At 71.9% G+C, this 22,913-nt stretch carries 18 protein-coding genes; 11 read left to right on the plus strand and 7 right to left on the minus strand.

All coding sequences use genetic code 11. The features are described 5' to 3' along the window. Positions 1 to 4: 4 nt before the first annotated feature. Both ppgK and ACIQGQ_RS00870 read right to left on the minus strand, forming a co-directional pair. A complete protein-coding gene (gene ppgK, locus ACIQGQ_RS00865; protein ID WP_402388990.1) occupies positions 5 to 745 on the minus strand; it encodes a polyphosphate--glucose phosphotransferase in 741 nt (246 codons plus the stop codon). Between the two features lie 79 nt (positions 746 to 824). Further along, entirely contained in the window at positions 825 to 1,814 is a 990-nt protein-coding gene (locus ACIQGQ_RS00870) for a 4-hydroxy-3-methylbut-2-enyl diphosphate reductase (RefSeq protein WP_402388992.1), read from the minus strand. An 89-nt stretch (positions 1,815 to 1,903) separates the two neighbouring features. On the opposite strand from ACIQGQ_RS00870, the gene ACIQGQ_RS00875 reads away from it, so the two are divergent. From ACIQGQ_RS00875 to ACIQGQ_RS00890, 4 genes are all read left to right on the plus strand, one after another. Continuing rightward, positions 1,904 to 3,283, plus strand: a complete 1,380-nt coding sequence (locus tag ACIQGQ_RS00875) for an APC family permease (protein ID WP_402388995.1) — start codon at positions 1,904 to 1,906, stop codon at positions 3,281 to 3,283. 65 nt (positions 3,284 to 3,348) lie between these two features. After that, positions 3,349 to 4,560, plus strand: coding sequence for an exodeoxyribonuclease VII large subunit (xseA, locus tag ACIQGQ_RS00880; RefSeq protein ID WP_402388997.1), 1,212 nt, complete (start codon positions 3,349 to 3,351; stop codon positions 4,558 to 4,560). 79 nt (positions 4,561 to 4,639) lie between these two features. Beyond that, the gene (locus ACIQGQ_RS00885) at positions 4,640 to 4,906 is read left to right on the plus strand and encodes an exodeoxyribonuclease VII small subunit (RefSeq protein ID WP_402389000.1); all 267 of its coding nucleotides are present in this window, start codon (positions 4,640 to 4,642) and stop codon (positions 4,904 to 4,906) included. Positions 4,907 to 5,029: 123 nt separating this feature from the next. Beyond that, the gene (locus ACIQGQ_RS00890) at positions 5,030 to 5,620 is read left to right on the plus strand and encodes a malonic semialdehyde reductase (RefSeq protein ID WP_402389002.1); all 591 of its coding nucleotides are present in this window, start codon (positions 5,030 to 5,032) and stop codon (positions 5,618 to 5,620) included. Positions 5,621 to 5,745: 125 nt separating this feature from the next. Here ACIQGQ_RS00890 and ACIQGQ_RS00895 read toward each other — a convergent pair whose 3' ends face one another. Then, the gene (locus ACIQGQ_RS00895; protein ID WP_402389004.1) at positions 5,746 to 6,294 is read right to left on the minus strand and encodes a DUF4245 domain-containing protein; all 549 of its coding nucleotides are present in this window, start codon (positions 6,292 to 6,294) and stop codon (positions 5,746 to 5,748) included. 154 nt (positions 6,295 to 6,448) lie between these two features. Here ACIQGQ_RS00895 and glpX point away from each other — a divergent pair, with 154 nt between their 5' ends. Beyond that, on the plus strand, positions 6,449 to 7,480 hold the full coding sequence (gene glpX, locus ACIQGQ_RS00900; RefSeq protein ID WP_402389006.1) for a class II fructose-bisphosphatase: 1,032 nt from the start codon (positions 6,449 to 6,451) through the stop codon (positions 7,478 to 7,480). Between the two features lie 172 nt (positions 7,481 to 7,652). On the opposite strand, the gene ACIQGQ_RS00905 is transcribed toward glpX, so the two are convergent. After that, positions 7,653 to 8,036 (minus strand): WhiB family transcriptional regulator, encoded by a 384-nt coding sequence (locus tag ACIQGQ_RS00905; RefSeq protein ID WP_366295475.1) that lies wholly within the window; start codon positions 8,034 to 8,036, stop codon positions 7,653 to 7,655. Between the two features lie 399 nt (positions 8,037 to 8,435). Continuing rightward, positions 8,436 to 9,095 carry a DUF1707 domain-containing protein gene (locus ACIQGQ_RS00910; RefSeq protein WP_402389010.1) on the minus strand — a complete coding sequence of 220 codons (660 nt, stop codon included), beginning with the start codon at positions 9,093 to 9,095 and terminating at the stop codon, positions 8,436 to 8,438. Between the two features lie 231 nt (positions 9,096 to 9,326). On the opposite strand from ACIQGQ_RS00910, the gene ACIQGQ_RS00915 reads away from it, so the two are divergent. Further along, positions 9,327 to 10,994: a fumarate hydratase gene (locus ACIQGQ_RS00915; RefSeq protein ID WP_402389013.1), complete on the plus strand. Its 1,668-nt coding sequence runs from the start codon at positions 9,327 to 9,329 to the stop codon at positions 10,992 to 10,994. 465 nt (positions 10,995 to 11,459) lie between these two features. Continuing rightward, entirely contained in the window at positions 11,460 to 12,761 is a 1,302-nt protein-coding gene (locus tag ACIQGQ_RS00920) for a M18 family aminopeptidase (RefSeq protein ID WP_402389016.1), read from the plus strand. Positions 12,762 to 12,833: 72 nt separating this feature from the next. Here ACIQGQ_RS00920 and ACIQGQ_RS00925 read toward each other — a convergent pair whose 3' ends face one another. Continuing rightward, positions 12,834 to 14,366: a ricin-type beta-trefoil lectin domain protein gene (locus ACIQGQ_RS00925; RefSeq protein ID WP_402389018.1), complete on the minus strand. Its 1,533-nt coding sequence runs from the start codon at positions 14,364 to 14,366 to the stop codon at positions 12,834 to 12,836. A gap of 115 nt (positions 14,367 to 14,481) precedes the next feature. Here ACIQGQ_RS00925 and ACIQGQ_RS00930 point away from each other — a divergent pair, with 115 nt between their 5' ends. From ACIQGQ_RS00930 to ACIQGQ_RS00945, 4 genes are all read left to right on the plus strand, one after another. Beyond that, positions 14,482 to 15,906, plus strand: a complete 1,425-nt coding sequence (locus ACIQGQ_RS00930; protein ID WP_402390265.1) for a class II fumarate hydratase — start codon at positions 14,482 to 14,484, stop codon at positions 15,904 to 15,906. A gap of 45 nt (positions 15,907 to 15,951) precedes the next feature. Continuing rightward, on the plus strand, positions 15,952 to 16,650 hold the full coding sequence (locus tag ACIQGQ_RS00935) for a DUF402 domain-containing protein (RefSeq protein ID WP_402389021.1): 699 nt from the start codon (positions 15,952 to 15,954) through the stop codon (positions 16,648 to 16,650). A gap of 378 nt (positions 16,651 to 17,028) precedes the next feature. Continuing rightward, positions 17,029 to 18,921, plus strand: coding sequence for a SpoIIE family protein phosphatase (locus ACIQGQ_RS00940; RefSeq protein WP_402389024.1), 1,893 nt, complete (start codon positions 17,029 to 17,031; stop codon positions 18,919 to 18,921). Between the two features lie 135 nt (positions 18,922 to 19,056). Continuing rightward, entirely contained in the window at positions 19,057 to 20,535 is a 1,479-nt protein-coding gene (locus ACIQGQ_RS00945; protein WP_402389027.1) for a catalase, read from the plus strand. 104 nt (positions 20,536 to 20,639) lie between these two features. Here ACIQGQ_RS00945 and ACIQGQ_RS00950 read toward each other — a convergent pair whose 3' ends face one another. Beyond that, a complete protein-coding gene (locus ACIQGQ_RS00950) occupies positions 20,640 to 22,865 on the minus strand; it encodes a transglycosylase domain-containing protein (RefSeq protein WP_402389029.1) in 2,226 nt (741 codons plus the stop codon). Between the last annotated feature and the right edge of the window lie 48 nt (positions 22,866 to 22,913).

Here is a 22,913-nt window from a genome sequence, read left to right on the forward strand (position 1 = left end):
TGTCTCAGGAAGCGCTCCGGGCCGCCATGGCCGCGCCCACGATCCCGGCGTTGTTCTGGAGCTCCGCGGGCACCATCTCGGCGCGTACGTGCTCGATCAGGGGCAGGAACTTGGCGGCCTTGCGGCTGACGCCGCCGCCGATGATGAAGAGCTCGGGCGAGAACAGCATCTCCACGTGGGACAGGTACTTCTGCAGCCGGTGCGCCCAGTGGTGCCAGCTGAGGTCCTCGTCCTCCTTGGCCTTGGTGGAGGCGTGCTTCTCCGCGTCGTGGCCGTTCAGCTCCAGGTGGCCGAGCTCGGTGTTGGGTACGAGGCGGCCGTCGACGAAGAGGGCGCTGCCGATGCCCGTACCGAGCGTCAGCATGATCACGGTGCCCTTGCGGTCGCGGCCGGCGCCGAAGGTCATCTCGGCGATGCCGGCCGCGTCCGCGTCGTTCAGCACGGTGACCGGGAGGCCGAGCCGGTCACCGATCAGGGCGCGGGCGTCCGTGTCGATCCAGCCCTTGTCGACGTTGGCGGCGGTACGGGTGACCCCGCCGGTGACGACGCCCGGGAAGGTGACGCCGACCGGGCCCGACCAGTCGAAGTGGCCGACGACCTCGGCCACGCACTCGACCACGTCCTTGGGCGTGGCCGGCTGCGGTGTCAGTACCTTGTGGCGCTCCTGCGCCAGGTCTCCGCGGTCCAGGTCCACGGGTGCGCCCTTGATCCCGGATCCGCCGATGTCCACGCCGAAGATCTGCATACGGTCCACGGTACGGGCAGGCGGCCCCGCCCACTCCCCGGAACGGGATGCCGCCCTTCCGGCGGGCGGCGTCCCCGGGCTACTTCTCCGTGAGGGCCGCGGCCTCGGCGCGCAGGTCGCGGCGGAGCTCCTTGGGCAGCGAGAAGGTGATGGACTCCTCGGCCGCCTTCACGATCTCCACGTCCTCGAAACCGCGCTCGGCCAGCCAGGCCAGGACCCCGTCGACCAGCACCTCGGGCACGGAGGCGCCGGAGGTGACGCCGACCGTGGAGACGCCGTCCAGCCAGGCCTCGTCGATCTCCTCGGCGAAGTCGACCAGATGGGCGTCGTTCGCCCCGGCGCCGAGGGCGACCTCGACCAGGCGGACCGAGTTGGAGGAGTTCTTGGAGCCGACGACGATCACCAGATCGGCGTCCTCGCCCATCTGCTTCACCGCGATCTGGCGGTTCTGGGTGGCGTAGCAGATGTCGTCGCTGGGCGGCGAGACCAGGAGCGGGAACTTCTCCTTGAGGGCGCCGACCGTCTCCATCGTCTCGTCGACGGAGAGCGTGGTCTGGGAGAGCCAGACGACCTTGGAGGGGTCGCGGACCTCGACACCGGCGACGTCCTCGGGGCCGTCGACCAGCGTGATGTGGTCGGGGGCCTCGCCGGAGGTGCCGATGACCTCCTCGTGGCCCTCGTGGCCGATCAGCAGGATGTCGAAGTCCTCCTGGGCGAAGCGGACCGCTTCCTTGTGGACCTTGGTGACCAGCGGGCAGGTCGCGTCGATCGTGGCGAGCTTCCGCTCGGCGGCCTCCTGGTGCACGGTCGGCGCGACGCCGTGCGCGGAGAACATCACGATCGAGCCCTCGGGGACCTCCGCCGTCTCCTCGACGAAGATCGCGCCCTTCTTCTCCAGGGTCTGCACGACGTACTTGTTGTGGACGATCTCGTGGCGTACGTACACCGGGGCGCCGTACTGCTCCAGGGCCTTCTCCACGGCGATCACGGCGCGGTCCACGCCCGCGCAGTAGCCACGGGGGGCGGCGAGCAGGACGCGGCGGGAGGTCGTAGCAGTCATGCGGCCCATCGTACGGCCCGGTCGGCCGCGCCGGGATCGCGGAGGAGCGGGCCGGTGGTGAGACTGGACCTTGATCCGTACCTGATCTGGGAGGTCCCATGCCGGACGCCGCCACCGGGGTCGACGACGGGGGCCCGGGGGCACGTCAGGAGGCCGGCCGGCTGCGGCGGACGCTCGGTTTCCGGGACCTGGTGGTCTACGGGCTGCTGTTCATCGCGCCGATGGCGCCGGTCGGGGTGTTCGGGACGCTGGACGCGAAGTCGGACGGCGCGGTCGCGCTGGTGTACGTCGTGGCGACGTTGGTGATGGCGTTCACGGCGTTCAGCTACGCGCAGATGGTGCGGGTGGCGCCGCTGGCCGGTTCGGTCTTCGCGTACGCGCGCAAGGGGCTCGGCGAGGGGCCGGGGTTCGTGGCGGGGTGGATGGCAATGCTCGACTACCTGCTGATCCCGGCGGTCGCGTACCTGTTCTCCGGGATCGCGCTGAACGCTCTGGTGCCGTCGGTGTCGCGGTGGGTGTGGACGGCGCTGGCCGTCGTCGTCACCACGCTGCTCAACCTGTGGGGGGTGCGGGCCGCCGCCCGGGTGGGGTTCGCGGTGCTCGCCATGGAGATCGTGGTGCTGGCGGTGTTCCTGGTGTCGGCGGTGGTGGTGCTCGTCCGGGACGGGGCGCAGCGGGGCTGGCTGTCGCCGTTCACCGGTGACTCCGGGTTCTCCGTGGCGGCGGTGCTGGGGGCGGTGTCGGTGGCGGTCCTGTCGTACCTGGGGTTCGACGCCATCGCGACGTTCGCGGAGGAGGTGTCCGGGGGGTCGGCGAAGGTGGCGCGGGCGCTGCTGTTCTGCCTGGTGCTGACGGGGGTGCTGTTCGTGGCGCAGGCGTATCTGGCGGCGCTGCTGGAGCCGATGACCTCGGCGGAGCTGGCCGCCGATCCGGCCGCGCAGGGGTCGGCGTTCTACGACACGGTGGATGTGTCGGTCGGCGGCTGGCTGCACGATCTGGTGGCGGTGAGCAAGGCAATCGGGGCGGCGTTCGCGGCGCTGGCCGGGCAGGCGGCCGCGGGGCGGCTGCTGTTCGCTATGGCCCGGGAGCGGCGGCTGCCCCGGGTGCTGGCGAAGGTGGACGCGGGGTCCGGGGTGCCGCGGCTCGCGATCCTGCTGGCGGCGGTGGTGACGCTGGTGGCCGCGGTGTGGGCGGCCCGGCGGGCCGACGGGCTGGACCATCTGGTGTCGGTCGTCGACATCGGTGCGCTGACGGCGTTCGTGCTGCTGCACGCGTCGGTGGTCGGCTGGTTCGTCGTACGCCGGATGGCGGGGCCGCCGAGCTGGTGGCGGCATGTGCTGGTGCCGGTGGTGGGGGCGGGGGTGCTGATCGCGGTGATCGTGGCGGCGACCGGGAGCGCCCAGGTGGTGGGGGTGTGCTGGTTGGCGGTGGGGCTGGTGGTGCTGGCCGCGCAGCGGGGCCGGCGGGCGGGGCCGTAGGGCGCGTCCGGCGGCGCGGTGGTGCGGGGGGCCGGTTGTCGGTGGGGGCGGTTACGCTCGCCCGCATGGCTCTCCACACGTCGGCGGAAGCTCCGCTGCCCGTAGGTGATGTGTCGCGGCTCATCGGCGGCTGGATCGACCGGCTCGGCGCGGTCTGGGTCGAGGGGCAGATCACGCAGCTCTCGCGGCGGCCGGGCGCCGGGGTGGTCTTCCTGACGCTGCGCGACCCCTCGCAGGACATCTCGGTGAGCGTGACGTGCTTCCGTCAGGTCTTCGACAGGATCGCGGACGTGGTGTCGGAGGGGGCGCGGGTCGTCGTCCTGGCCAAGCCGGAGTGGTACGCGCCGCGCGGTCAGCTGTCGCTGCGGGCCACGGAGATACGGCCGGTCGGCATCGGCGAGCTGCTGGTCCGTCTGGAGGCGCTGCGGAAGTCGCTGGCCGCCGAGGGGATCTTCGCGGCCGACCGGAAGAAGCCGCTGCCGTTCCTGCCGCAGCTGATCGGCCTGGTCTGCGGGCGGGCGTCGGCGGCCGAGCGGGACGTGCTGGAGAACGCCCGGCGGCGGTGGCCCGCGGTCCGCTTCGAGGTCCGCAACACGGCGGTGCAGGGGGTGCACGCGGTGAGCCAGGTGGTCCGGGCGGTGCGCGAGCTGGACGGGCTGGACGAGGTCGATGTGATCGTGGTGGCGCGCGGCGGCGGCAGCGTGGAGGACCTGCTGCCGTTCTCGGACGAGGAGCTGGTCCGGGCGGTGGCCGAGTGCCGTACGCCGGTGGTCTCGGCGATCGGCCACGAGCCCGACTCTCCGCTGCTCGACCTGGTCGCGGACGTGCGCGCCTCCACGCCGACGGACGCGGCGAAGAAGGTCGTCCCGGACGTGGGCGAGGAGCTGGACCGGGTGCGGCAGCTGCGCGAGCGGGCGCTGCGCTCGGTGCGCGGGCTGCTGGACCGCGAGGAGCGGGGGCTGGCGCACGCGCTGGCCCGGCCGTCGATGGAGCGTCCGCAGCGGATGGTGGACGAGCGGGCGGCGGAGATCGACGCGCTGACCGGGCGGAGCCGCCGGGTGCTGGGCCATCTGCTGGACCGGGCGGATTCGGAGCTGGCCCACACCCGGGCGCGGGTGGTCGCCCTGTCCCCGGCGGCGACGCTGGAGCGCGGTTACGCGGTGCTCCAGCGGGCGGACGGCCATGTGGTGCGGGATCCCGAGGAGGCCGGGGAGCCCGGTGAGGTGCTCCGGGCGCGGGTCTCGGGCGGCGAGTTCGCCGTACGGGTGGGCGAGTGACGAGGGGCCGGCGCGCCGGTACCCGGCGGGTGGAACGTGCCGGACAGACGGCAGAGGACCGAGACACAAGGTGGAGAAGATGACGGACGAGACGGCCGCGGAGGCCGGTGCCACCGGCACGCTCGGCTACGAGCAGGCCCGTGACGAGCTGATCGAGGTGGTGCGCCGCCTGGAGACGGGTGGTACGACGCTGGAGGAGTCGCTGGCGCTCTGGGAGCGCGGCGAGGAGCTGGCCCAGGTGTGCCGGCACTGGCTGGAGGGCGCCCGGGCCAGGCTGGACGCGGCCCTCGCGGGCCCGGAGGCCGGCAGCCGGGAGGACGGGGAGCGGAGCGGCGGCAACGACTGAATCCGCGCGGCCCCCTGTGGAGCGGATCACCCCGCCCCCGGTTTAGTTGAAAATTAACCTACCTCTCCGTTACGGTGGCCGAGTCGCTCGATCCCCGTGTACGTCCGGAAGGTAATACGCACGATGTCCCTCGCTCTTGACCCCACCGCCCAGGACCTCCTCTTCCGCGAGGCCCGCACCGCCAACACCTTCTCCGACGAGCCGGTGACGGACGAGCAGATCCAGGCGATCTACGACCTGGTCAAGTTCGGGCCCACCGCGTTCAACCAGTCGCCGCTGCGCGTCGTCCTGGTCCGCTCCGACGACGCCCGCGCCCGCCTGGTGAACCACATGGCCGAGGGCAACCAGGCCAAGACCTCGACCGCCCCGCTGGTCGCGATCCTGGCCACCGACAACGAGTTCCACGAGGAGCTCCCGGCCCTGCTGCCGCACTTCCCGCAGGCCAAGGACGCGTTCTTCTCCGAGCGCCCGGTCCGCGAGTCGTCCGCCGCGCTGAACGGCGCCCTGCAGGCCGCGTACTTCATCATCGGCGTCCGCGCCGCCGGCCTGGCCGCGGGCCCGATGACCGGCTTCGACGCCGCGGGCATCGAGAAGGAGTTCCTGGACGGCGACCACAGCCTGCTGATGGTCGTCAACATCGGCAAGCCGGGCGAGGACGCCTGGTTCCCGCGCCTGCCGCGCCTCTCCTACGACGAGGTCATCACGACCGTCTGATCCGTCACCCGGCCGCACGGCCGTCCGGGTGGTCGTCGACCGCCCGCGCCACGACGAGGCCCTGGAGCGATGAACGCTCCAGGGCCTCGTCGCGTACGTCCGCGCGCCGCGCGGGCGGGGTGCCGTCAGGAGGACGGGGAGGGCGCGGGGGACGCGGCGGCGGTCTTCAGCGCGGCGGCCATCTCCGCCAGCCGCTCCGTCGACGCCGAGCCCGTGACCACCGTGGTGGAGCCCTTGTCCTGGCGCACGAGGGCGTCGTACTTGTCGCCCTCCCAGTGCTGCCAGGCCTCGCCCGCGACCTGCCGCGTACGGCCGGTGTCCGCGGCCTTCTGACTGACCTCGGTGACGTACCGCTTCGCCGGGGAGGTGGACTGCTCCACGGCGACGTACTTGCCGTCCGGGTCGAGGAAGCCCAGGTGCCAGCTGTTGCCCGCCTTGCGGTCGTAGCTGACCGAGGTGGCCTTCCAGCCGCCGGCCAGCCCGTCCGGGGCGGCCACCGGGTACGGCGCCGCGCGCCGCGCCGTCAGGAGCTCCACCCGGTAGTCGACGGCCGGGACCGGATCGGCGTCCTTGTTCTGCGGAATGAAGATGTAGACACTGCCCGCGACGGCGGTGATGACCGCCATCGACAGGAACATGTCCCGCGCCGTCTGCTTGCCTCGCTTGCTAGCCACGGACCCATGGTCGCATTGCGCCCGGCGGACCCGACCGGGGGGCGGCGGCCGACAACAAGCGCTCAAAAGTGACCCGGTCTGCTCATTTTGTCGACCTGGCGATAGAGTCACAGCACCCTCTTCCGGTCGTCGCCGTACAGAAAGGTGCGCTCCGATGCCCGAGCATCATCTGCCGTCTCCTCTCGAGGTCTCCCCCGAGGCCCCCGACCGCAACCTCGCCCTGGAGCTGGTCAGGGTCACCGAGGCCGCCGCCATGGCGGCCGGGCGCTGGGTGGGCCGCGGCGACAAGATCGGCGCGGACGGCGCCGCCGTGAAGGCCATGCGGACCCTCGTCTCCACCGTCTCGATGAACGGCGTCGTCGTCATCGGCGAGGGCGAGAAGGACGAAGCCCCCATGCTGTTCAACGGCGAGCGCGTCGGCGACGGCACCGGCCCCGAGGTCGACATCGCCGTGGACCCGATCGACGGCACCACCCTGAACGCCAAGGGCATGCCGAACGCGATCGCCGTGCTGGCCGCCGCCGACCGCGGCGCCATGTTCGACCCCTCGGCCGTCTTCTACATGGACAAGCTGGTCACCGGCCCCGAGGCCGCCGACTTCGTCGACATCAACGCCCCCGTCGCGGTGAACATCCGCCGGGTCGCCCGGGCGAAGAACTCCGCCCCCGAGGACGTCACGGTCGTCGTGCTCGACCGCCCGCGCCACGAGGGCATCGTCAAGGAGATCCGCGAGACCGGCGCCCGGATCAAGTTCATCTCCGACGGCGACGTCGCGGGCTCGATCATGGCGGCCCGCGAGGGCACCGGCGTCGACCTGCTGATGGGCATCGGCGGCACGCCCGAGGGCATCATCTCGGCCTGCGCCATAAAGTGCCTCGGCGGCGTCATCCAGGGGAAGCTCTGGCCGAAGGACGAGGCCGAGCGGCAGCGCGCCCTGGACGCCGGGCACGACCTGGACCGGGTGCTCTCCACCAACGACCTGGTCAGCGGCGACAACGTGTTCTTCGCCGCGACCGGCATCACGGACGGCGAGCTGATGCGCGGGGTGCGGTACCGGGCGGAGACGGCCACCACCGAGTCCATCGTGATGCGCTCCAAGTCCGGCACGATCCGGCGGATCGACTCCACGCACCGGCTCTCGAAGCTGCGCGCCTACAGCGCCGTCGGCTTCGACCGCGCGCAGTAGGAGCCGACCCCAAGGGCACCTCTTCGGAGCGGGTCCTCAGGCGCGGCACGCGAAGAGGCGCCCCCCGTGTGCGGTGGGGGCGCCTCTTCGCGTGCCGCGCCACCGGGCCGCCGTCGGGCCGGTGCGCGCGGAGGCCGGACCGCGGCGGCGTGCGCGCGGCCCGGTCGGGCGGTCAGCCGGCCGCGGCGATCCGGCCCGTGGCCCCGGCCGACGCCGACGACGCCTTGAGCTCCATCTCGCGCCGCCTGCGCCGGGCGAGCACCACCCGGCGCTCGGCGGCGGTGAGCCCGCCCCAGACCCCGTAGGGCTCCGGCTGTATGAGCGCGTGCTCCTGGCACTCGATCATCACGGGGCAGCGCGCGCAGACCCGCTTGGCGGACTCCTCACGGGCGAGTCTGGCCGCCGTCGGCTCCTTCGACGGGGCGAAGAACAGCCCGGCCTCGTCCCGGCGGCACACCGCCTCCGAGTGCCAGGGGCCGGCCTGGTCCTCCCGCGCGGGGGCGCGCTGGGCAGGCACGGCGGCTACCTGCAGGGGCTGATGCGGCAGTTGCAGCACGGTCCACTCCTGACGACGGCTTCGCGAGCGAGAGACGATGCAGCATTCCCTACCCCCTGTACGCACGCCCATGCACTGAGTGGCACCCCGCCCCCGGCGCGGAATTGCGGCGCCCCGGGAATTGGCTTGTTCTCGAAGTTTGACGAAGGTTCGCAAACATTCGCGAAGATTCACGGGGACTCACGGAGGTTCGCGCGGGTTCGAGAAGTCCCACGGAGGTCCGGAAGGCCCGCCCGGGAACACCCGGGGCCCGCCGAAAGCCCCCGCGGGCGTTCCCCACGGCTTTCCAGGACCGCCGGAGGAACGCGGGACGAACCCCCGGGGAACCACGGAGGACCGCCCGGCGCGCCCCCTCGTACCGCCGCGGACCAGCCCCGACGCGCATGCCGGTGCGACTGGTCAGCCGAGGCGCTTGCGCAGCCGGTCCTGGAGGTCCGCGATGAACTTGCCGCGCTTGGGCCTCGCCTCGACGCTGCCGAACACGGAATATCCGTTGACGACGACGACCGGCGCCTCGGGGTCGCCGGATTCCAGGGTGGCGACCTCGAAATTACCGAAGACGCCCACGCCGCCGCCGCGCAGCGAGATGTTCTCGGGAACCCTGATGTCGACGCTCCCGAAGACGGAAGTCGCATTGACGACCGTCAGTCTCTGACCGAAAAGCGCCTCGGTCAGATCGATCTCCACACTGCCGAAGAGCGCGAAGGCGTTCGTCCGGGCGCCGACCCGCCAGCGGCCCTTGCGGGTCGATCCGCTGAAGATCGCCACCAGGTTGTCGGCCGGACCGCCGGGCTCCGCCGCCTCCTGCGCGCCGGAGGCGGCGGAGACGGCGGAGCGGACTGCGCCCGGCGCGCCCGGCAGGTCCCGCACCAGCGGTTCCAGCTCCCCGACGGTCTTGGCCCGGTAGACGGCGTCGACCCGCTCGGCGTGCTCGTCGGCGGTGAGCCGGCCCTCGGCCATGGCTTCCCGCAGGATGTCCGCGATCCGGTCCCGGTCCGCGTCGGAGGCGCGGATGCCGACCGGTGCCACCGGCTGCTGAGGCTGCTTCTCTAGGTCCACCGGACCAGCGTACCCAAACGCGATAGATCGCGACTAGGGTGCGGGGCGCCCGGCGTGCCGGACCGGCCCGGTCCGCCGCCTCCTCCGGCACACCCGCCACCCCGGACACACGGGGCGCATCCGGCGACTGAGCCTTACCTCACAGCTTCGGCGCGCCCGCGGCGCTCTACCCTGGTGGGTGCGCTGCCCGAGGGAGGCCAGCCACCGTCTGCCGAGTGAGGAATGGCCGTAATGCCAGAGTTTGCGTACTCCGATCTGCTCCCGCTGGGAGAGGACACCACGCCGTACCGCCTGGTGACCTCCGAGGGTGTCTCCACCTTCGAGGCCGACGGCCGTACGTTCCTCAAGGTCGCCCCGGAGGCGCTGCGCACCCTGGCCGCCGAGGCCATGCACGACATCTCGCACTACCTGCGCCCCGCCCACCTGGCGCAGCTGCGGCGGATCGTGGACGACCCCGAGGCGTCGTCCAACGACAAGTTCGTCGCGCTCGACCTCCTGAAGAACGCGAACATCGCCGCGGCCGGCGTGCTGCCGATGTGCCAGGACACCGGCACCGCGATCGTGATGGGCAAGCGCGGCCAGAACGTGCTGACCGAGGGCGGTGACGAGGAGGCCCTGTCGCACGGCATCTTCGACGCGTACACCAAGCTCAACCTCCGCTACTCGCAGATGGCCCCGCTCACCATGTGGGAGGAGAAGAACACCGGCTCGAACCTCCCGGCGCAGATCGAGCTGTACGCCACCGACGGCGGCGCGTACAAGTTCCTCTTCATGGCGAAGGGCGGCGGCTCGGCCAACAAGTCGTTCCTCTTCCAGGAGACGAAGGCCGTCCTGAACGAGACCTCCATGATGAAGTTCCTGGAGGAGAAGATCCGTTCGCTGGGCACGGCCGCCTGCCCGCCGTACCACCTGGCGATCGTCGTCGGCGGTACGTCGGCCGAGTTCGCGCTGAAGACCGCGAAGTACGCCTCCGCGCACTACCTGGACGAGCTGCCCGCCGAGGGCTCCCCCACCGGTCACGGCTTCCGGGACAAGGAGCTGGAGGAGAAGGTCTTCGAGCTGACGCAGAAGATCGGCATCGGCGCCCAGTTCGGCGGCAAGTACTTCTGCCACGACGTGCGCGTGGTCCGGCTCCCCCGGCACGGCGCCTCGCTGCCGGTCGCGATCGCGGTGTCCTGCTCGGCGGACCGTCAGGCCGTCGCGAAGATCACCGCCGAGGGCGTCTTCCTGGAGCAGCTGGAGAAGGACCCGGCGCGCTTCCTGCCGGACACCACCGACGAGCACCTGGACGAGTCCGGCGACGTCGTGGAGATCGACCTCAACCGGCCGATGGACGAGGTGCTGGCCGAGCTGACCAAGTACCCGGTGAAGACCCGGCTCTCGCTGACCGGTCCGCTGGTCGTGGCCCGCGACATCGCGCACGCCAAGATCAAGGAGCGGCTGGACGCGGGCGAGGGGATGCCGCAGTACCTGAAGGACCACCCGGTCTACTACGCGGGCCCGGCGAAGACGCCCGAGGGGTACGCCTCCGGTTCGTTCGGCCCGACGACGGCAGGCCGGATGGACAGCTACGTCGCCCAGTTCCAGGCGGCGGGCGGCTCCAAGGTGATGCTGGCCAAGGGCAACCGGTCCAAGCAGGTCACCGACGCGTGCGACGCGCACGGCGGCTTCTACCTGGGCTCGATCGGCGGCCCGGCCGCGCGCCTCGCGCAGGACTGCATCAAGAAGGTCGAGGTCGTCGAGTACGAGGAGCTCGGCATGGAGGCGGTCTGGAAGATCGAGGTCGAGAACTTCCCGGCGTTCATCGTCGTCGACGACAAGGGCAACGACTTCTTCACCGAGCCCGCCCCGGCCCCGACGTTCACCAGCATCCCGGTCCGCGGCCCGGGCCTCGCCTGATCCGCACGCCGACCGGCCCCTCGCACCCGTACGGGTGCGGGGGGCCTTCCCCTGTCCCCGGGCAGGTTCGAGGAGGCGGTCGCGGCGGTCGCGCCGTGGCCGCTCCGCGCGCGCCGGAGCCGCCCCCGGCCGGGGTGGAGCGGTGAGCGGGCCGTACAGCGTTATCCGGCCAATTCCGCGAGGGTCGTCGCGGTGCCGGACGCCCGCCGTGTCCGGCCGGGTGGTGCCGGTGGGCCGCCGTGCGCCCGGAGCCCGGCGGATCCCCGCGATGGACCGGCACCACCGCTTTCCCGCACCGGCGTGCGCGACGGACTTGCGCCGCACCGAGCCGCTTTGGTGGGTTGTCCGGCGTTCCCGAAGCGCTCCCACCGCCTCCGGACGCCACCCGTACCGCACCGCCCCCGGCGGCCTCGCGCGGTACACCCTCCCCTCATCACCGTCGAACACCGGAAAGGCGGACGCCGTATGACGCCGCTTCCCCACCGCAGCCACAGCGACGACCTGCTGGACTTCATCGGCGCCAGCCCGTCCCCGTACCACGCGGTGGCCAGTGCCGCCCGGCGTCTGGAGAAGGCCGGGTTCCGCGAACTGCGCGGCACGGACGACTGGACGGGCACGACCGGCGGCGCCTTCCACATCCGCGACGGCGCGCTGATCGCCTGGTACGTCCCGGAGGGCGCCCCGGCGCACACCCCGTTCCGGATCGTCGGCTCGCACACCGACTCCCCGAACCTGCGGGTCAAGCCCGTCCCGGACACCGGCGGCTCGGGCTGGCGGCAGGTGGGCGTGGAGATCTACGGCGGTGTCCCGCTGAACACCTGGCTCGACCGCGACCTCGGCATCTCCGGGCGACTCGCGCTGCGCGGGGAGGGCGGGGCGGTGGAGACCCGGCTCGTCCGGATCGACGAGCCGCTGTTCCGGGTGCCGCAGCTGGCCATCCATCTGGACCACTCGGTCAACGACGGGCTGGCGCTGGACCCGCAGCGCCACCTCGCCCCGGTGTGGTCGCTCGGCACGGCCGAGAAGGGCGCGCTGATCCGCCGGGTGGCGGCGGCCGCCGGGGCGGAGCCCGGCCGGGTGCTCGGCTGGGACCTGATGCTGCACGACGTCCAGCCGCCCGGATACCTGGGCGCGGAGCGGGAGTTCGTGGTGGCGTCGCGGCTGGACAACCTGGTCTCGGTGCACGCCGGGGTGGTGGCCCTGACGGCCGCGGCGGACACCGTCGAGGAGCCCGTGTGCGTCCCCGTACTGGCCGCCTTCGACCACGAGGAGGTCGGCAGCGGTTCGGCGACCGGGGCGCACGGGCCGCTCCTGGAGCGGGTGCTGAGCCGCTCGGTGACCGCCCGGGGCGGCTCCCCGGAGGACTGGTCCCGGGCCCTGTCCGGCTCCTTCTGCGTCTCCGCCGACATGTCCCACGCGGTGCACCCGAACTACGCGGAGCGGCACGACCCGGAGCACCGTCCGCTGCCCAACGGCGGCCCCTCCCTGAAGGTCAACGTCAACCAGCGGTACGCGACCGACGGCACCGGCACGGCGGTGTTCGCCGCGGCCTGCGAGCGGGCGGGCGTGCCGTGGCAGCCGTTCGTCTCCAACAACGCGATGCCGTGCGGTACGTCGATCGGCCCGATCACCGCGGCCCGGCTCGGGGTGCCGACGGTCGACGTGGGGGTGCCGGGGCTCTCCATGCACTCGGCCCGTGAGCTGTGCGGGGCGGCGGACCCGGGCCATCTGGCGGCCGCGCTGGGCGCGTTCGTCACCTCCGGCTGAGTCCCCCGGACGCCCGGAGGGGCGGGGCGGCCTCCCGGCCTCCCCGCCCCTCCGTCGTACGTTCCCGTGCGTCTACGCGAACCGCTGCTGCGCGCCGCCGTCGCAGGCCTGGAGCCTCAGCGGGTCCTTGGCGCCGGCCAGCGTCAGGCAGAGCCCCGTGGAGGCCGCCGGGCGCAGGGTGGCCCCGTCCTTGACGAACTGCTGGTTGGCCGCGCCGGAGCAGTTGTACAGGATGAGCGTGGCGCCGGCCTTGTAGTCGGCGCCCGGCACGTCCAGGCACCGGTCGTGGCTCAGCTCCGTGCGCAGGTTCTTCGTGCCGGAGTCGTACCACCAGCCCTGGTTGCGGCCGCCGTGGCAGTCCCAGCCGCCGACCTTGGTGTCGTTGCGGGTGACCGAGGCGGGGGCGTCCAGGCAGGTGCCGGTGGCCTCGTTCTTCACGGGCTTGAACAGGTCGTCCCAGGCCCCGGCCTGGAGGACCGGCTTCCCGGTGCTGGCCGGGTCGGCGCAGCTCGCCTCGCGCAGGCCGGAGTCGTAGATCTGGGTGAGGCAGGACGCGAAGGCTCCGTGGCCCCGCTCGTTCGGGTGGTAGGACTGCCGCAGCGAGTTGGAGTCCGGCGGGAAGTGCCCGAGGTCGATGTAGAGACCGCGGGCGAAGGTGTTCTCGCTGCACACCTCGTGCCCGTGGAAGAGCCGGGAGTTGTCGAGGTAGACGGCGCCGGTGTCCGCGGCGGCCTTGCGCATACCGCGTTCGAAGGCGGGGACGGCGACGTTGCGGCCCCAGGCGGCGTCGGAGTCGTATCCGGCGCAGCCGCCGGGCAGCTTGCCGGGGAAGGCCGGGTTGTCGTAGAAGTCCGGGCCGATCGGGCTCGGGTAGCCCATGACCACGAGCTTGTAGTCACCGGCGGCGTATCCCGCGTCGGACATGACGGTCTTCAGGTCGCGCACGGTCTTCTCGACCTTGGGGACGAGTCCGTCGACGCGCGCCTGCCAGCCGCCGTCGTACTTCGGCTCGCAGGTGCCCTGGGAGAGCACCCAGCGGGTGACGCAGTCGGTCATGACCGGACCGAACTGGAGGTCGTCGTTGGCGCCCGCGACCAGCACGATCATCTTGATCCGGGTGTTGCGCGCCTTGATCGCGAGGTTGTCGCTCTGCACCAGCTCGTCGGCGTACTGCTTGGAGCCGCCGATCACGATGTTGCCGGTGTACGCGCCGGAGCAGGAGACGTTGTACGTGACGTCCGCCGGGATGCCGGTGCGGTGGATCGCGGAGTCGGGCGAGCGGTGGCACCAGTTGTCGGGGCCGTTGGTGCCGGCCTCGTAGTTGCCGACGCCCTCGCCGGAGATCTCGCTGTCGCCGAGCGAGATCAGCCCGGTCTTGCGCTGGGCCATCGGCCGTTCGGCGGAGTCGCCGTACAGCTTGGTGGCCTCGGCCGCGCGGATCGCCTCCAGTTCGGGCGAGAGGGGGGTGGCCGCGGTGGTGCGGGCGGTGGCCCCGTCCGCCGCGTTCGCCGCCGGGCCGGTGGCGAAGGCCGTGCCGCCGAGTGCCGCCGCGATCGCCGCGGCGGCCGCGACCGTACAACGGAGTCTGTGCCTGGTGTGCCTCATGGTGCCTCCCCGGGTTGTGGTTACCCCCGGTATTTACTGGCCGGTAGCTGTCTTGGGAATAGAAAGAACAAGACAAGTGCTCAACTTTTTCAGGAGGTTCAAGGAGATGAACGAGATGAACGGGTCGCCGAGCGGCTCCGCTTCCCCTGGCGACGGGGCGGGCTTCCGCGTCGAGCACGACTCGATGGGCGAGGTCAGGGTGCCCGCGGCCGCCAAGTGGCGGGCCCAGACGCAGCGCGCGGTGGAGAACTTCCCGATCTCCGGACAGCGCCTGGAGCGGGCCCACATCGAGGCGCTGGCCCGGATCAAGGCCGCCGCCGCGAAGGTGAACGCGGAACTGGGCGTGGTGGACCCGGAGACCGCCGCGGCCATCGAATCGGCCGCCGCCGAGGTCGCCGAGGGCCGCTGGGACGAGCACTTCCCGGTCGACGTCTTCCAGACCGGCTCGGGCACCTCGTCCAACATGAACACCAACGAGGTGCTGGCCACCCTCGCCACCGAGCGGCTGGGCCGCGAGGTCCACCCCAACGACCACGTCAACGCCTCGCAGTCGTCCAACGACGTCTTCCCCTCCTCCATCCACATCGCGGCCACGGCGGCCGTCACCCGCGAGCTGGTCCCGGCGCTGGATCACCTGGCTTCCTCCCTCGAACGGAAGTCCGCAGAGTTCGCCCCGGTGGTGAAGGCGGGACGCACCCATCTGATGGACGCCACGCCCGTGACGCTCGGCCAGGAGTTCGGCGGCTACGCGGCGCAGATCCGGTACGGGGTCGAGCGGCTGCGCGCCTCGCTCCCCCGCCTCGCCGAACTGCCGCTGGGCGGCACGGCCGTCGGCACCGGCATCAACACGCCGCCCGGCTTCTCCGCCGCCGTCATCGCCGAGGTGGCCCGCGCCACCGGACTGCCGCTGACCGAGGCCCGCAACCACTTCGAGGCACAGGGCGCGCGGGACGGGCTGGTCGAGACCTCGGGCCAGCTCCGCACGATCGCCGGCTCGCTCACCAAGATCGCCAACGATCTGCGCTGGATGTCCTCCGGCCCGCGAACCGGCCTCGCCGAGATCAACCTTCCCGACCTCCAGCCCGGCTCCTCGATCATGCCGGGCAAGGTCAACCCGGTCGTCCCGGAGGCCGTGCTGATGGTGGCCGCCCAGGTGACGGGGAACGACGCGACGGTCGCCGCCGCCGGCGCGGCGGGCAACTTCGAGCTGAACGTGATGCTCCCGGTCATCGCCAAGAACCTGCTGGAGTCGGTGCGCCTCCTGGCCAACGCCTCCCGCCTGCTGGCCGACCGCACCGTCGACGGCATCACCGCCAACCCCGAACGGGCCCGCGAGTACGCCGAGTCCTCCCCCTCCGTCGTCACCCCGCTGAACAAGTACATCGGCTACGAGGAGGCCGCGAAGGTCGCCAAGAAGTCCCTCGCCCAGCGCCGCACCATCCGCGAGGTGGTCCTGGAGTCCGGCTACGTCGACCGGGGCGACCTCACGCTGGAACAGCTCGACGAGGCACTCGACGTCCTGCGCATGACCCGGCCGTGACCCGCGCCGCTGCCGCGGCGGGCCGGGCAGCCCTAAGATCCGGCCATGGCAGGTACCGGAGAAAGTGAGCGCTGGGCGCCGGGCGAGCAGATTCTGTGGCGCTACCGCCGCAACGGCGCGTCGGTGGAGGGCGGTGCGCCGGGGCGGTGGGGCGGGGACATCCATATCTGCCGTCCGGTCACCGTGGTGCAGGACACCGCCGAGCTGCTGGCGGTGTGGGTGGCGCCGGGCACCGAGTGCGTGAAGCCGGTGCTGGCGGACGGCCGGGACGTGCACGCCGAACCGCTCGCCACCCGCTACACGGCCCCGCGCACCACGGCCCGCTCCCCCTGGCTGGGCAACGGGGTGCTGAAGCTGGCCCGGCCCGGGGACCCCTGGTCGGTCTGGCTGTTCTGGGAGCCGGCCTGGCGGTTCCGCAGCTGGTACGTGAACCTGGAGGAACCGCACACCCGTTGGCAGGGCGGCGTCGACTCCGAGGATCACTTTCTCGACATCTCCGTCTACCCGGACCACAGCTGGGTCTGGCGCGACGAGGACGAGTTCGCGATGGCGCAGCGGGCCGGCCTGATGGCTCCGGAGACCGCGCGCCGGGTGCGTGAGGCGGGGCGGGCGGCCGTCGGGCTGATCGAGGGCTGGGGAGCCCCGTTCCGGGACGGCTGGGAGCGCTGGCGGCCCGATCCACAATGGCGAGTTCCCGCACTGCCGGATGACTGGGACCGCACCCCTTCGGCCATGCCGTCGTGAGACCCTTGGTGCATCCCGAGGGGGCAAACGTAGGATCGTCCTCCGGGGAGCCGCGCCGCTCCGACCGGGAGGCGCGGCACCGCACCTGACCACAAGTCACCGCACGAGCACCACGCACTGCATGAGCTGTGAGCTGTACGAGCCGCATCAGGCGTATGCATCGTATGAACCACTTCGAGGGGGTGGAGACGTGCTCACCGTTGCCCGCCCCGTCGCCGGAAACGTTGTCACCGGACCGTTCCGCGGGCGTCAGGTTTCAGCCCCTCGTCCCGGGGCATCCGGTGACAGCCGTTGTTATCGCCGCTCCTACGGGGGCACAGTAACGCCCCAGCAGGCGACCGCCTCGTACAACCGGCCCGGACGGACGGAACCCCAAGCGTGACGGAGCACCCCACCTCCCACGAAGGCCGGCAGCCCCTGGCGGCCCGGTCGCAGGAACGCACCCGGCCGCGGCAGCAGGACGCCGCGCCGGCCGCCTCCCCTGCCACCGCGGCGATCCCCGGCCCCGCTCCGGCGCCCGGCCCCGCGGGGCTCGACCCGCAGGCCGCGGTCCGTCGTGAGGGCGACCGGCTGCGGTTCGTCGGCGCGGCCACCCGGCGGATCGCCCGCGGCATAGACCTGGACGAGATCGTGCTGGGCCTGTGCCGGGCCAGTGTGCCGACGTTCTCCGACGCCATACTCGTCTACCTCCGCGACCCGCTCCCGGTCGGCGACGAGCGGCCGGTCGCGCCGTTCGTGCTGCGGCTGCGCCGGTCCGACCGGCTGCGGCTGAGCGACGAGGAGACCGAGGGCCCGGCGGAGACCGAGCGGCTGCGGCTGCCGGTGATCGATCCGCACGGCGACCTGACCCCCGCCGCCGAGCTGTGCGAGGTCCGCTCCGGCGGGGCGCTGGCCGAGGTGCTGCGCGGGGTGCGGCCGGTCTTCGGGGACTCCGCGGCGGCCCGCGCCGCCCTGCCCGAGCTGCTCGGCGCGGGCCGGACCGTACCGACCGGGCACCGCGCCATCCTGGCCCCGCTGCGCGGCCGGCGGCGGGTGATCGGCGCCGCCGTCTTCCTGCGCGGCACGGAGCGGCCGGCCTTCGAGGCGAACGACCTGCTGGTCGCCGCCCAGCTCGCGACGCACACCGCGCTCGGCATCGACAAGGCCGTGCTGTACGGGCGCGAGGCGTACATCGCGGACGAGCTCCAGCGCACGATGCTGCCCGACGGGCTGCCGCAGCCCACCGGCGTCCGGCTCGCCTCCCGCTACCTCCCGGCCGCCGAGACGGCCCGGGTCGGCGGTGACTGGTACGACGCGATCCCGCTCCCCGGGAGCCGGGTCGCCCTGGTGGTGGGCGACGTCATGGGCCACTCCATGACCTCCGCCGCGATCATGGGCCAGCTGCGCACCACCGCGCAGACCCTCGCCGGGCTCGACCTGCCGCCCCAGGAGGTGCTGCACCACCTCGACGAGCAGGCGCAGCGGCTCGGCAGCGACCGCATGGCGACCTGCCTCTACGCGGTGTACGACCCCGTCACGCACCGGATCACCGTCGCCAACGCGGGCCATCCGCCGCCCGTCCTGCTCCATCTGGGCGGCCGCGCGGAGGTGCTGCGGGTACCGGCCGGTGCGCCGATCGGGGTCGGCGGGGTGGACTTCGAGGCGGTCGAGCTGGACGCGCCCGCCGGGGCGACGCTGCTGCTGTACACGGACGGGCTGGTGGAGTCCCGGCTGCGGGACGTGTGGACGGGGATCGAGCTGCTGCGCGAGCGGCTGGCCGCCACGGCCCGGCTCACCGGCCCGGACCACTCGCCGCCGCTGGAGGCGCTCTGCGACGACGTGCTGGACATGCTCGGCCCGGGCGACCGGGACGACGACATCGCGCTGCTGGCCGCCCGGTTCGACGGGATCGCGCCGAGCGACGTGGCGTACTGGCACCTGGATCCGGAGGAGACCGCCCCCGGGAAGGCCCGCAGACTGGCCCGCCGGGCGCTGAGCCGGTGGGGGCTGGACGATCTGTCCGACGCGGTGGAGCTGCTGGTCAGCGAGGTGGTCACCAACGCGGTCCGTTACGCGGAGCGACCGGTGACGCTCCGGCTGCTGCGTACCGACATCCTGCGCTGCGAGGTCGGCGACGACTCCCCGCAGCTGCCCCGGCAGCGCCGGGCGCGGGACATGGACGAGGGCGGCCGGGGCCTGTTCCTGGTGAACCGGCTGGCCAGGCGGTGGGGGGCGACGCGGCTCTCGACCGGCAAGGTGGTCTGGTTCGAGATGCCGCCGCGCGGGCAGTAGCGGCGCCGAGTTCCGTACGGGCGCCGTACCGTCCTGCACGGAGAGCGACGAAATGTTGCCGACCTCCTGTCGGCGGGTTTGACTCGGTCGTGAACGAGACGACCTGGCCGAAACCCCACCGACGGGAGGACGCTCGTGTCCGAGGAATCCACGACCGCCAAGACCCCGAACACCGCGTACACCACCAACAACGCCGGCATCCCGGTGGAGAGCGACGAGCACTCGCTCACCGTCGGGGCCGACGGGCCGATCCTGCTCCAGGACCACTACCTCATCGAGAAGATGGCCCAGTTCAACCGTGAACGGGTTCCCGAACGGGTGGTCCACGCCAAGGGATCGGGGGCGTACGGCCACTTCAGGGTGACCAACGACATCAGCCAGTTCACCAAGGCCGACCTGTTCCAGCCGGGCAAGGAGACCGCCATGCTGGCGCGGTTCTCCACGGTCGCCGGCGAGCAGGGCTCGCCCGACACCTGGCGCGACCCGCGCGGCTTCGCGCTGAAGTTCTACACCGAGCAGGGCAACTACGACATGGTCGGCAACAACACGCCGGTCTTCTTCGTACGGGACCCGATGAAGTTCCAGGACTTCATCCGCTCGCAGAAGCGCCGCCCGGACAGCGCGGTGCGCGACCACGACATGCAGTGGGACTTCTGGACGCTCTCCCCGGAGTCCGCGCACATGGTGACGTGGCTGATGGGCGACCGGGGCATCCCGAAGACCTACCGCCACATGAACGGCTACAGCTCGCACACCTACATGTGGGTCAACGCGGGCGGCGAGCGGTTCTGGGTGAAGTACCGCTTCAAGACCGACCAGGGCATCGACTACTACCCGCAGGCCGAGGCCGACCGGATGGCCGGGGTCGACGGGGACGTCCACCGCCGCGACCTGTACGAGGCGATCGAGCGCGGGGACCACCCGAGCTGGACGCTGTACGTGCAGGTGATGCCGTTCGCCGACGCGCCGGACTACCGGTTCAACCCGTTCGACCTCACGAAGGTGTGGCCGCACGCGGACTATCCGGAGATCGAGGTCGGGCGGATGACGCTCGACGAGAACCCGGAGGACTTCTTCGTCCACATCGAGCAGTCGTCCTTCGAGCCGTCGAACCTGGTGCCCGGCATCGGTCCGTCGCCGGACAAGATGCTGCTCGGCCGACTCTTCTCGTACCCGGACACCCACCGGTACCGGATCGGCCCGAACTACGCGCAGCTGCCTCCGAACCGCCCGCGCTTCGGCCGCAACTCGTACGCGAAGGACGGCCCGATGCGGTACGAGCCGAGCCGTACGGCGGCGGTCTACGCGCCGAACTCGTACGGCGGCCCGGCCGCGGACACCGAGCGCTTCGGCGACCCCGCGGGCTGGGCGACGGCGGGCGAGATGGTCCACGAGGCGTACAAGCTGCACAGCGAGGACGACGACTGGGGCCAGGCGGGCACGCTGGTGCGCACGGTGATGGACGACGCGCAGCGCGAGCGGCTGGTGGGGAACATTTCCGGCCATCTGCTGGACGGGGTGAGCCCCCCGGTCCTGGAGCGGGCGCTGCAGTACTGGCGGAACGTCGACAAGGACCTCGGCGACCGGGTCGCCAAGAAGGTCAACGGCGGCTGACCACGGCCGGCCGGAACGCGTGACACGGGTGAGGGGCGGTGCCGACGTACGGCACCGCCCCTCACTCACTCCGTGCTCACCGGCCGGCGGTCACGGTCGCGCGTTCACTGGTTGCCCGCCGGGGCGTTGTTCCCGCCCGCCTGGCCGGGGCGCCCGTTCTCCAGCCCGTCGCCCGGCTGCTCCGGGGACTGGCTCGGCGGGGGCACCTCCGGGGACTGGCTCGGCGGCACCTCCGGGGACTGGCTGGGCGGCACCTCCGGGGACTGGCTCGTGTCCTGCGAGGGGGTGTCCGGCGACTTGCTCGGGGACGTGTCGGTGCTCGCGGACTGCGAGGGCGACATCGACGGCGAGGACGGCACGGTGGACTGGCCGCGCTCGACGTCCTCCAGGTCGAACCGGGCGGTGGAGCCGCCGCCCAGCGCGCCGAGCGTGTAGTCCGCCCAGATCTGCGCGGGGAAGCCGCCGCCGTTGGCCCGGCCGGAGTTGGCGGTGCCGGTCAGGCTGACCTGGGCGCCGCCCTTGGGGGACTCGCCGAAGAGCGCGACGACGGTGGTCAGCTCGGGGGTGTACGCGGCGAACCAGGCCGACTTGTTGTTCTCCGACGTACCCGTCTTGCCCGCCGCGTCGTAGGCGCTGGTGTTGGCGGCCTTGCCGGAACCGGCGTCCACGACCCCGGTCAGCACGGAGGTCACCGTGTCGGCGGACTTGCGGCTGATCACCTGCTTGCCGACGCCCTCGACCGGCTCGACGGTCCGGTCGCGGTGCTTGGCGGACTTCACGATGAAGGGGGTGACCTTCTTGCCGTGGTTGTCGAGCGTGGCGTACGCGCCCGCCATGTCCCAGGTCGAGGCGTTCATCGTGCCGAGCGTGATGGCGGGGCGCTCGGGGAAGTTCTTGTCGGGCAGGCCGAGGGACAGCGCGGTCTTCTTCACCTGGGCCGGGCCCACGTCCACGACCATCTGCGCGAAGGCCGAGTTGATCGACGCGTTCATCGCCTTCTGCACGGTGACGGGGCCGTAGCTCTGGTCGTCCTCGTTCTCCGGGGCGAAGGGGGTGTCGCTGCCGACGACGGGCCGCTTGCTGGTGCCGTCGTAGCGGGTGTTGACGCCGATCAGGTCGCCGTCCTGGGTCTTGGACTCGTTCTCCAGCGCGGAGGCGAACACCAGCGGCTTGAAGGTGGAGGCGGGCTGGAAGTCCCGGCGGGTGGCGTTCGAGTAGTAGTGCTTGACGTAGTCCACCCCGCCGTACAGCGCGACGACGGCGCCGGTCCTCGGGTTGACGGACGTGGCGCCCGCCTGGACGGTCGCGTCGACCTTGTTGCCCTTGCGGTCCAGCTTGGACTCCAGCTGGCGGTCGACGGACTCCTCCAGCTGCTTCTGCTTCTTCTTGTCGATGTTGAGCGTGAAGGTCCAGCCGCCGGCCCGGCGCATCTCGTCGGTGACGCCCTGCGCGCGCAGCTCCGCGTTGGCGGCCTCGACGAGGTAGCCGGTCTGGCCCTCCATCCCGGGGGCGGGCTTGGCCTTCTGCGGGACCGGGAACTTCTGCTTGTCGCGCTCGGCCTGGGAGAGCCACTTCATCTCGACCATGTTGTTGAGGGTGTAGGCCCAGCGGTCCTTGACCAGCTTCCGGCCGGTCGGGGAGGCGGTCTGCCAGTCGTACTGGCTGGGGGCCTGGAGCACGGAGGCGAGGTAGGCGCCCTGGGAGACGGTGAGGTCCTTGGCGTCGACACCGTAGTACGCCTGCGCGGCGGCCTGGATGCCGCTGGCGCCCCGCCCGTAGTAGGCGGTGTTGATGTACCCGGCGAGGATGTACTCCTTGCTCTTCTTGCTGTCGACCTTGAGCGAGATCACCAGTTCCTTGAGCTTCCGGCTGATCGTCGGGTCCTGCGTCAGGTAGTAGTTCTTCACGTACTGCTGGGTGATGGTCGAACCACCCTGCTTGCCCTTGCCGCTGAGCGTGTTGAGCAGACCGCGCGCGGTGCCCTTCAGGTCGACGCCCTTGTCGTCGTAGAACGCCATGTTCTCCGCCGCGACGAAGGTGTGCTGCACCGCCTTGGGCACCTCGGCCAGGTCGACGATCTGGCGGTTGACGCCGTCGCCGGTCCTGGCCAGCAGCGATCCGTCGCTGTACTGGTAGACGTTGCTCTGCCGCTCGGCCAGGGCGTTGGCCTTCGGGATGTCCACGTAGAGGTAGAGGGCGACGAAGGCGCCCATGCCCAGCAGGCAGAACCCGAAGAAGGCGCCCAGCATCTTCCGCCAGGTGAAGAGTCTGCGTATGCCGCCGCTCTTCGCAGCCCTCCGTTGGGCTCGCCGCGCATCCGCTCGACCCATCGCTGTTTCGCTCCTGTTTCTCTGCTCGACCCGCTCAGCTCAGCTCAG

This window comes from Streptomyces sp. NPDC092952, assembly GCF_044754785.1.
In the GTDB taxonomy this organism is placed as follows: Bacteria; Actinomycetota; Actinomycetes; order Streptomycetales; family Streptomycetaceae; genus Streptomyces.